The 8,699-nt window shown below is 61.1% G+C and carries 9 protein-coding genes and 3 pseudogenes; 7 read left to right on the top strand and 5 right to left on the bottom strand.

Annotation, left to right across the window (positions count from 1 at the left end; translation table 11 throughout):
- The 3 genes from cydB to I5W_RS06995 form a co-directional block, all read left to right on the top strand.
- On the top strand, positions 1-723 hold a 723-nt coding region (cydB, locus tag I5W_RS07005), incomplete at its 5' end, for a cytochrome d ubiquinol oxidase subunit II (RefSeq protein ID WP_044528690.1).
- Between the two features lie 36 nt (positions 724-759).
- Positions 760-930, top strand: a complete 171-nt coding sequence (cydX, locus tag I5W_RS29520) for a cytochrome bd-I oxidase subunit CydX (protein ID WP_017451707.1) — start codon at positions 760-762, stop codon at positions 928-930.
- A gap of 63 nt (positions 931-993) precedes the next feature.
- Complete coding sequence (locus I5W_RS06995; RefSeq protein WP_044528689.1) at positions 994-1,500, top strand: DUF2867 domain-containing protein; 507 nt, start codon at positions 994-996, stop codon at positions 1,498-1,500.
- 120 nt (positions 1,501-1,620) lie between these two features.
- On the opposite strand, the gene I5W_RS06990 is transcribed toward I5W_RS06995, so the two are convergent.
- Both I5W_RS06990 and I5W_RS06985 read right to left on the bottom strand, forming a co-directional pair.
- The gene (locus I5W_RS06990) at positions 1,621-2,055 is read right to left on the bottom strand and encodes an organic hydroperoxide resistance protein (RefSeq protein WP_044528688.1); all 435 of its coding nucleotides are present in this window, start codon (positions 2,053-2,055) and stop codon (positions 1,621-1,623) included.
- 200 nt (positions 2,056-2,255) lie between these two features.
- Entirely contained in the window at positions 2,256-2,741 is a 486-nt protein-coding gene (locus I5W_RS06985; protein WP_044528687.1) for a MarR family winged helix-turn-helix transcriptional regulator, read from the bottom strand.
- A gap of 131 nt (positions 2,742-2,872) precedes the next feature.
- Here I5W_RS06985 and earP point away from each other — a divergent pair, with 131 nt between their 5' ends.
- Together earP and I5W_RS06975 are read left to right on the top strand one after the other, a co-directional pair.
- Positions 2,873-4,066, top strand: a complete 1,194-nt coding sequence (gene earP / locus I5W_RS06980) for an elongation factor P maturation arginine rhamnosyltransferase EarP (protein WP_044528686.1) — start codon at positions 2,873-2,875, stop codon at positions 4,064-4,066.
- Positions 4,067-4,186: 120 nt separating this feature from the next.
- A complete protein-coding gene (locus I5W_RS06975; protein WP_017451702.1) occupies positions 4,187-4,762 on the top strand; it encodes an elongation factor P in 576 nt (191 codons plus the stop codon).
- A gap of 91 nt (positions 4,763-4,853) precedes the next feature.
- Here I5W_RS06975 and I5W_RS06970 read toward each other — a convergent pair whose 3' ends face one another.
- A complete protein-coding gene (locus tag I5W_RS06970) occupies positions 4,854-5,687 on the bottom strand; it encodes a FadR/GntR family transcriptional regulator (protein ID WP_044528685.1) in 834 nt (277 codons plus the stop codon).
- 139 nt (positions 5,688-5,826) lie between these two features.
- On the opposite strand from I5W_RS06970, the gene denD reads away from it, so the two are divergent.
- Positions 5,827-6,801: a D-erythronate dehydrogenase gene (denD, locus tag I5W_RS06965; protein ID WP_044528684.1), complete on the top strand. Its 975-nt coding sequence runs from the start codon at positions 5,827-5,829 to the stop codon at positions 6,799-6,801.
- 79 nt (positions 6,802-6,880) lie between these two features.
- Here the strand turns inward: denD and mmsB are convergent.
- Positions 6,881-7,773: pseudogene (mmsB, locus tag I5W_RS06960) on the bottom strand (3-hydroxyisobutyrate dehydrogenase).
- Between the two features lie 10 nt (positions 7,774-7,783).
- Positions 7,784-8,449 (bottom strand): annotated as a pseudogene (locus tag I5W_RS06955) (aldehyde dehydrogenase family protein); the annotation flags it as partial.
- Between the two features lie 65 nt (positions 8,450-8,514).
- Between I5W_RS06955 and I5W_RS29515 the strand changes: the two are divergent.
- Positions 8,515-8,676, top strand: a pseudogene (locus tag I5W_RS29515) (transporter substrate-binding domain-containing protein); the annotation flags it as partial.
- Positions 8,677-8,699: the final 23 nt, after the last annotated feature.

Here is an 8,699-nt window from a genome sequence, read left to right as displayed (position 1 = left end):
GGCAACCTGCTCTTGGGTGTGCCCTTCCACTACGATGATTCCATGCGGTGGGAATACACCGGCAGCTTCTTCGCCTGTTTGAACCCGTTCGGCCTGTTGGCGGGCCTGTTGTCGGTAGCCATGCTGCTGATGCACGGCGCAGCGTTCGCCTTCGTCAAGACCGAGGCCGCCATTGGCGAGCGTTCGCGCAAGACCGTCATCGGCGCTGCTCTGGTGACCGTGCTGCTGTTCGTCATCGGCGGCTTCTGGGTGGCCCATCTGCCGGGCTATCGCATCACCTCCATGCCGGACGCCAACACTGCCTTCACGCCCTTGGCCAAGACCGTGGAAGTGGTCACCGGCGCCTGGTTCGACAACTACGCCAAGTGGCCGGTGACCAAGCTGTTCCCGGCACTGGGTGTGGCCGGTGCCGTGCTGGCCGCGCTGCTGGCACTGGTGCGCAGTGCACGCCTGGCCTTCATCGCCAGCGGCTTGTCGGTGACCGGCATCATCTTGACAGCCGGCATGTCGCTGTTCCCCTTCGTGATGCCTTCCTCGCTGGACGCCAAGAGCAGCCTGACGATGTGGGATGCGGTCTCCAGCCACAAGACCCTGGGTCTGATGTTCTGGATGGTGCTGATCTTCCTGCCGCTCATCCTCATCTATACCGGCTGGGTCTATCGCGTGGTCAAGGGCAAGGTCACTGCGCGCGACATTCACGAGAACGAACACACCGCGTATTGATTACGCGCAATCGCAATCTGCAACAAGGAGAACATCATGTGGTATTTCGCCTGGATACTCGGCATCGGCCTGGCCCTGGCCTTTGGCATCATCAACGTCATGTGGCTGGAAGCCAACTACGCCTTCGGGCGGCGCAAGGCTGAGGAAACCCACGAGCGCTTCGCCAGTGCTCGCGCGGCGGAACAGCAGCGGCGCAACGGCAAGTAGGCTCGCTTGAGCAAAGCCGGTAGCACTGCTGCCGGCTTTTTTTCAACTTGCCTGGAGACCGTCATGCCTGCCTCCCCTGCCTCGTACACCGAAGAAATCGCGCCCGCACCTCGTCATTGGGCCTTGCTGCCGGGCGCCGGATTCGCCGACAGCTACCGTATCCGCCTCACCCCGCAACTGGCACAACTGAACACCACCGAGATCACCGCCCGGATGATGGCGTATCAACCTGCCTGGGTCAGCGCGTTGATCCACTTGCGCGACCTCCTGATGGCGCCGCTGGGCCTCAAGCGGGCCGGCGACCACGGCGGCGGCCCAGCCGGTTTTCCCTTGCTGCTGGCCGAGCCGGCTCGGGTGGTGATGGGACTGGACGACAGTCATCTGGATTTCCGGCTGTGCGTCGAGAAGTCGCCCACGGTGAACGATCAAGCCGCAGAGGCAGACCAATGGCTCACCGTCACCACCGTGGTGCGCACCAAGCGCCGGCTGGGCGCGTTCTATCTGGCGGCCATCATGCCCTTCCATCGCCGCATCGCCCGCAGCTTGCTGCTGGCCTTGCTACGCCAATAAGCGCCTGATAGCGCCTGATTCCAGACAACAAAATGCCGCTGCGTACCAGAAGTACGCAGCGGCATTTTTTACATCAGGTGCCGGCAGCGGAGCGAACCGCCGCCTATCCAACTGAACCGATTACACCAGGTTCAGGGTCACGTTGATGTTGTCGCGGGTAGCGTTGGAGTACGGGCACACCTGGTGCGCCTTGTTCACCAGATCCTGCGCCACGACCCGGTCGATGCCCGGCAGCGAGATATTCAGTTCAGCTTCAATGCCGAAACCGCCCGGGATCTGGCCGATACCGACCTTGCCGGTGATGCTGGCGTCAGCCGGCAGAGCCACCTTTTCCTGGCCGGCGACGAACTTCAGCGCGCCCAGGAAGCAAGCCGAGTAACCGGCTGCGAACAGTTGTTCCGGGTTGGTACCGTTACCGCCGGCGCCGCCCAGTTCCTTGGGGGTCGACAGCTTGACGTCCAGGACGCCATCGGAGGACTTGGCCGAACCTTCACGACCGCCAGTGGCGGTAGCGGTGGCGGTGTAGAGGGCTTTTTCGATCTTGTTCGAGGGCATGGTATTTCCTTTCAATAATCAGGTTGTCACCCTTGCGGGTTACGTTGGAGAGGCGTGGCCGCGAAAGATTCGCTTTTATTCACCACTGGTTTGCTACCTGTCTTGCTACCTAAGTTGCTACCTAAGTTACTGCGATAAAGACTATAAATAATTCACTATATTATTGTGCGCAACATAAATCACACACCACAACCGCATTGTCATTCACCTTCCGCTCCCAGCAAGCCCTTGCGCACCTGCTTGAGCTCGCCCACCAGTTGCCGCACCTGTTCCAGCGCGGGCAACATGCAGCTCATCTGCTGCGGCACCGTCCTGGCTTGCTGGCGCAGCGCACGACCAGCCTCGCTCAGGCTCACCACCACCCTGCGCTCATCGCCGGCATCGCGCTTGCGATGCAGCAAGCCCATGCTTTCCATGCGCTTGAGCAGCGGGGTCAGCGTACCCGAATCCAGGAACAGCCGGCTGCCGAGCTCGGAGACGGTCACTTCATCCCTTTCCCACAGGACCAGCATCACCAGGTATTGCGGATAGGTGATCTCCAACGGCGCCAAGATCTTCTTGTAGGCCTTGGTCATGGCCAGCGACGCCGAATACATCGCGAAACACAGCTGATTGTCCAGAAGCAGGGCCTCATCGATCAGCGCGTCCGGTAGCGTCGTGGTATGCGTCTTGTCCATGGCTTGCATATTAAACTGCACAAAATTAAATTGCAAGCTATTTAATTGCAAGGATATTGAACGAGTTGTTCATACCTGCTTAACTGACCCCGTCGCAAATAGGTATCATGCGGCCTGCCCTGGTTTTTTCCTGCATATCCATGTCTTCTCATCCCAATCCACTGCACTCCCTGGACCTGTTCTGCAAGGTCGTCGACAACTATGGCGACATCGGCATCTGTTGGCGCCTGGCGCGGCAACTGGCGCAGGAGCACAAGCTGGCGGTACGGCTGTGGGTGGATGACCTGGTGAGCTTCCAGCGCATCTGGCCGCAGGTCGATGTGCAAGCCGAGACGCAACAACTGGCTGGTGTGACCGTCCAGCATTGGCGCAGCCAGGAAGGCAGCTATACAGCGGCTGACGTGGCCGACCTCGTCATCGAATTCTTCGGCTGCGAGATCCCGCCCGGCTATGTGGAAGCGATGGCCCAGCGCCCCATCAAGCCGGTCTGGTTCAACCTGGAAGGGCTGTCGGCCGAAGCCTGGGTCGAGGGTTGCCACACCCTGCCCTCGCCACATCGTTCCCTGAAGCTGACCAAGTATTTCTTCTTCCCCGGTTTCAATGAACGCACCGGCGGCCTCAGCTTCGAAGCCGATCTGGAAGCGCAACGGCAAGCCTTCCTGGCCGCAGAGCAAGGCCCGGCCTTCCTGGCCCGACTGGGTGTCACGCCCGACGAGATGGCTGGCTGCAAGGTATCGCTGTTCTGCTATGACCATGCGCCCATTGCCGAGCTATTTGCCACCTGGCAAGCCTCGCCACTGCCGGTGACCTGCCTGGTGCCGGAAGGCGTGGGCCGAGCCCAGGTCGAGGCTTTCCTGGGGGCGCCGATGCGCGCCGGCACGGCGGCCACCCGCGCTGCCCTGACGGTACGGATACTGCCCTTCGTCCCCCAGACGGAATACGACAAACTGCTGTGGAGCTGCGACCTCAATTTCGTGCGAGGTGAAGATTCCTTCGTGCGTGCGCAGTGGGCCGGCAAGCCCTTCATCTGGAACATCTATTACCAGGACAAGAACCTGCACCACACCAAGCTCAACGCCTTCCTGAAGATCTACGACCCTGCCACGCCAGCCCTGGTCGACCTCAACCGTGCCTGGAACGGCGCCTATCCGGGCGAACCGGACTGGCACGCCACCTGGCAAACCCTGCGCGCGCAATTGCCGGCATTGAACGGACAAGCCGAACAATGGCTGCAAAAGATGTTGGCAAATGGCGACTGGATGGACAATTTACTGGGCTTCGCCGCGCGACTGGTGGCCGAAGACTGGAAGAGTGCTGAAAATGGGTTAAAATAGCGGGCTATCGTTTTAACGCAATTTGGAATTCAATCGAACGTGGGCTTGCGGTGAAGTTTTAGAAGTTTACCAGTGGGCTACTGACAGTTTGAAAAAACCTACTTTTCACGACACATCGCTATGAAATTTGCAAAAGAAATCCGCGTCGGCAACATCATTATGGTCGACAGCAAGCCCATGATCGTCCTGCGCTCGGACGTCAACGGTTCTTCCCGTACCGGTTTCACCTACAAGTGGAAGATGAAGAACCTGCTGACCAACAGCCCGCAAGAAAGCGTCTTCCGTGGCGACGACAAGTTCGACGTCGTGGTGCTGGACAAGAAGCCGGTGACCTACTCGTACTTCGCTGACCCGCTGTTCGTCTTCATGGATGAAGAGTACAACCAGTACGAAATCGAAGGCGAGAACATGGGCGACGCCATCGGCTACCTGAAGGATGGTATGCAATGTGAAGCCGTGTTCTACGACGGCAAGGCCATCTCGGTCGAAATGCCGACCACCATCGTGCGCAAGGTTGCCTACTCGGAACCGGCCGTCAAGGGCAACACTTCGGGCAACGTCCTGAAGGAAGCCAAGATCGAGAACGCCATCGAAGCCAACCAGATCACCGTGATGGTGCCGCTGTTCGTGAGCCAGGATGACGACATCGAAATCGACACCCGCACCAACGAATACAAGAAGGTTGTGCGCGGCTGATTGTTGACCTGTTTGCCGATGCCCATCAAAAACGCTGCCTGGTGCAGCGTTTTTTTATGCCTGTTTCAACCGCAACAGATGAAGTCCCATTTCATCCCCCGCTCTTGACCCGCGCCAGGTCGCGCGCTGCCGCCTGCCCTTCGGCACTGGCCCAGAAGGCCTTGTCAGCGGCCTGGATGCGCTGGGCCGAATGCTCCATGTGGCGCAAGGCTGCCGCCCGTGCCGCCTCGGCATTGCCCTCGCTGATGGCCTGCGCCATGGCTGCATGTTCGGCCCGCACCTGCTGCACGAACTCGCTGCTGCGCGCCTCGTTCATGCGCGCCACGCGAATGGCGGCGTGCAGGAACTGGCTCAGGAACTGCACCAGCGAGGTGTAGAGCGGATTGTGCGAAGCATTGGAGATGGCCGCATGAAAGGCGAAATCCTCCTGCACGCCATCGCGCCCGGCCGCGGCCGCCGCATCGATATCCCGCAAGGCTTGCTGGATCGCCAGGTTCTGCGCCCGGGTACGGCGTTGCGCCGCCAGGGCCGCCATTTCCCCTTCTACGCCGCGACGCAGTTCGATGACCCGCAACACCGCCTGGATCGAATCGCGACCGTCATCGACCTTCAGATCCAGCCGGAACGGCGTGGCCGGGCTGACCGGCAACACCACGGTGCCACTGCCCCGACGTGATCCCACCAAGCCCTCTGACTTCAGGCGTGAAATCGCCTCGCGGATCACCGTGCGACTTACCGCAAAACGCTCGGTCAATTCCATCTCCGAAGGCAGGCGCGCATCGGGTGCGAACTCGCCGCTGCGGATCTGCTGTGCCAGCACACTGGTGACATGGTCGGCCAAGGTGGCCTTGCCGCGCGCGGCGGCGGCCATCGATGCGAGCGCCGATCCCTGCGGCCTGGAGGTGGAAGTCTTCATGGCGCGCATGATACCGCGCAGACATGGGCTTTTGTGATTTCCCGCTCATCTCCGGCAAAAGTGTATGACAACTTCTGCTATAATCGCCGCCGCAGATGTCATTTCAATCTTGTTTGCCCCACCCCGACCAAGAACACGAGGAGAACACATGCATATCGTCATCACCGGCGGCGCCGGTTTCCTGGGTAGCCGCCTGGCGCGCCAACTGCTGCAACGCGGCAGCCTGACTGGCCGCGACGGCCAACCGCAAGAGATCAAGCGCATCACCCTGCTGGACGTGGTACCGGCCCAGGGTTTCAGTGATCCGCGCATCGAAGCCGTCACCGGCGACATCGCCGACGCTGCCGTGATCGAGCGCGTCATCACGCCCGAGACGCAGTCCATCTTCCACCTAGCCGCCATCGTCAGCGGCCACGCCGAAGCCGATTTCGAGCTGGGCATGAAGATCAACTTCGACGCCACCCGGCTGATCCTGGAGCGCGCCCGCGCCCTCGGCACTCGGCCGCGCGTGGTCTTCACCAGCTCGGTGGCGGTGTTCGGCGGCGAACTGCCGGCCGTGGTACCGGACAACACCCTGCTGATGCCGCAAAGCTCCTACGGTGCGCAAAAGGTGATGGGCGAATTGCTGGTGCAGGATTATTCACGCAAGGGCTACATCGACGGACGCGCATTGCGGATGCCCACCATCTCGGTGCGTCCGGGTGCGCCCAACAAGGCTGCGTCCAGCTTCGCTTCGGGCATCATCCGCGAGCCGCTCAATGGCCAGCCGGCGCTCTGCCCGGTCAGCCCGGATACCCGCATGTGGCTGATGTCGCCGCGCCAAGCCATCGCCAACCTGATCCACGGTCATGAAATCAACGGCGCCGATCTGGGCCTGGCACGCTTCCTGTCCATCGATGGCCTGTGCGTGACCGTCGAGGACATGGTCGATGCCCTGGAACAAGTGGCTGGCAAGGAAGTGGTCCAGTTGATCGAATGGAAGGAAGACGAAGCCATCAAGCGCATCGTCAATTCCTGGCCCGGCGCCTTCGAAGCCAAGCGCGCCAAGGCGCTGGGCTTCACGGCGGACGCCAATTTCGCCGACATCATCCGTGCCCACATCGAGGATGAAGTGAAGAAATAAGCTGCACATCAACATGCAGAAAAAGGAAGGGACAGCCCCGCAAGAGGCTGTCCCTTTTTGCTGACCGATGGACTTGGTCTTACTTCGCCTTGCCCAGCATGTTGAAGATGCTGGAGAAGTCCAGCTTGCCGGACCCGTTCATGCTGTGGATGTCGTACAGATTGCGTGCCGTGGAACCGAGCGGAATGGCGCAATTGGTGGCCAGCGCATTCTCCACGGCCAGCCCCAGATCCTTGAGCATCAGGTCCACCCCGAAACCGCCCGCATAGCCCTTGGAGGCCGGCGCGGTTTCCATCACACCGGGACACGGGTTGTAGACTTCCAGCGTCCAGTTGCGCCCCGAACTCTTGGACATGATTTCCGACAGCACCTTCGGGTCCATGCCATTGGCCATGCCCAGGCGGATGGCTTCGGACGTCCCGATCATCAGGATGCCCAGCAACATGTTGTTGCAGACCTTGACGGTCTGGCCACTGCCGCTCTCCCCTGCGTGATAGATGGCTTTCCCCATCTTTTGCAGATAGGGCTGGGCCGCCTCGAAAGCCTGCGCGCTACCGCCCACCATGAAAGTCAGCGTACCAGCAGTGGCCCCATTGGTACCACCGGAGACCGGCGCATCGAGCATCTCGAAGCCGCGCGCCTTGGCCGCTGCCGCCACCTTGCGCGCCGCTTCCGGGGCGATGGTGGAGCAGTCGATCAAGAGTGTGCCCGGCTTGGCCGAGGCCAGCACACCGGCATCGCCCAGGTAGAGCGACTCCACGTGCCGGCTGGCCGGCAGCATGGTGATGACCACGTCGGCCTTGGCCACGGCCGCCATGGAATCGGCTTCGGTCTTGCCGCCGACTGCCACCAGCTTGTCCACGCTGGCCTTGACCAGGTCATGGCCGCTGACCGAGAAGCCAGCCTTGACCGGTTCTGCGCCATGGGCAAACCCATATTGCCCAGGCCGATGAAGACGATGTTGGCGCTCATGCTGCTCTCCTTACTTCAAGGTGATGGTGGTGTTGACCTGGCCGGCTTCTTCATCGGGCGCATACCAGCGTGCGGTCACCGTCTTGGTCTGGGTCCAGAAGGTCACGGCCTGCTTGCCGTTGGGGCCGAGGTCGCCCAGCTTGGAGGCCCGCGAACCGGTAAAGCTGAAGTAGGCCACTGGCACGGGAATAGGCACATTGATGCCGACCTGGCCGACGTCGATCTCGTTCTGGAACTTGCGCGCGGCATAGCCCGAACTGGTGAAGATGGAAGTACCGTTCCCATTGGGATTGGCGTTGATGAAGGCAATGGCTTCATCCAGCGTCTCCAGTTCGACGATGCACATGGCCGGGCCGAAGATTTCCTGGGTGTAGATATCCATGTCGGGCTTGACGCCAGTGAAGACAGTCGGCCCCACGAAATTACCGTTCTCGCTACCGGCCACCTTGCAGTTGCGGCCATCCAGCAGCAGATGGGCGCCCTGCTCCACGCCGCTGGCGATCAGGCGTTCCACGCGCTCCTTGGCCGCCTTGGAGACCAGCGGACCGACATCGGCCTTGCGGTCGGTGCCGGGGCCGACCTTCATGGCCTTGGAGCGCTCGACGATTTCCGGAATCCATTCGCGCGTCTGGCCCACCAGCACCACCACCGAATTGGCCATGCAGCGCTGGCCGGCCACGATTTTCTAAGTCTTTATTCTGCCGTAGAGTTCAAGCCATTCATCGACCACAAGGAACCACCATGAAGTTCGTCAAGACCGCAATCGTTGCATCCCTGGGCCTGATGGCCGTACTGGCCGCCTCTGCCCACGCCGACAACCTGGCCGATATCCAGAAGGCCGGCGTGGTCAAGATCGGCGTGCCGCAGGACTTCGCCCCCTATGGCTCGGTCACCTCCGGACTCTAGAGGTTCCCCGGGACCGAGCT

The organism is Herbaspirillum sp. B65 (assembly GCF_000333555.1).
In the GTDB taxonomy this organism is placed as follows: Bacteria; Pseudomonadota; Gammaproteobacteria; order Burkholderiales; family Burkholderiaceae_D; genus Herbaspirillum; species Herbaspirillum rubrisubalbicans.
The sequence above is the reverse complement of the archived record's forward strand: the minus strand, read 5'-3'. Positions and strand labels throughout refer to the sequence as shown.

Excerpts from the sequence above, each read along its gene's own strand:
- cydX (WP_017451707.1), top strand. The coding sequence starts at position 760 with ATGTGGTATTTCGCCTGGATACTCGGCATCGGCCTGGCCCTGGCCTTT.
- earP (WP_044528686.1), top strand. The coding sequence starts at position 2,873 with ATGTCTTCTCATCCCAATCCACTGCACTCCCTGGACCTGTTCTGCAAG.
- I5W_RS06975 (WP_017451702.1), top strand. The coding sequence starts at position 4,187 with ATGAAATTTGCAAAAGAAATCCGCGTCGGCAACATCATTATGGTCGAC.
- denD (WP_044528684.1), top strand. The coding sequence starts at position 5,827 with ATGCATATCGTCATCACCGGCGGCGCCGGTTTCCTGGGTAGCCGCCTG.
- I5W_RS06990 (WP_044528688.1), bottom strand. The coding sequence starts at position 2,055 with ATGCCCTCGAACAAGATCGAAAAAGCCCTCTACACCGCCACCGCTACC.
- I5W_RS06985 (WP_044528687.1), bottom strand. The coding sequence starts at position 2,741 with ATGCAAGCCATGGACAAGACGCATACCACGACGCTACCGGACGCGCTG.
- I5W_RS06970 (WP_044528685.1), bottom strand. The coding sequence starts at position 5,687 with ATGCGCGCCATGAAGACTTCCACCTCCAGGCCGCAGGGATCGGCGCTC.
- I5W_RS06995 (WP_044528689.1), top strand. The coding sequence starts at position 994 with ATGCCTGCCTCCCCTGCCTCGTACACCGAAGAAATCGCGCCCGCACCT.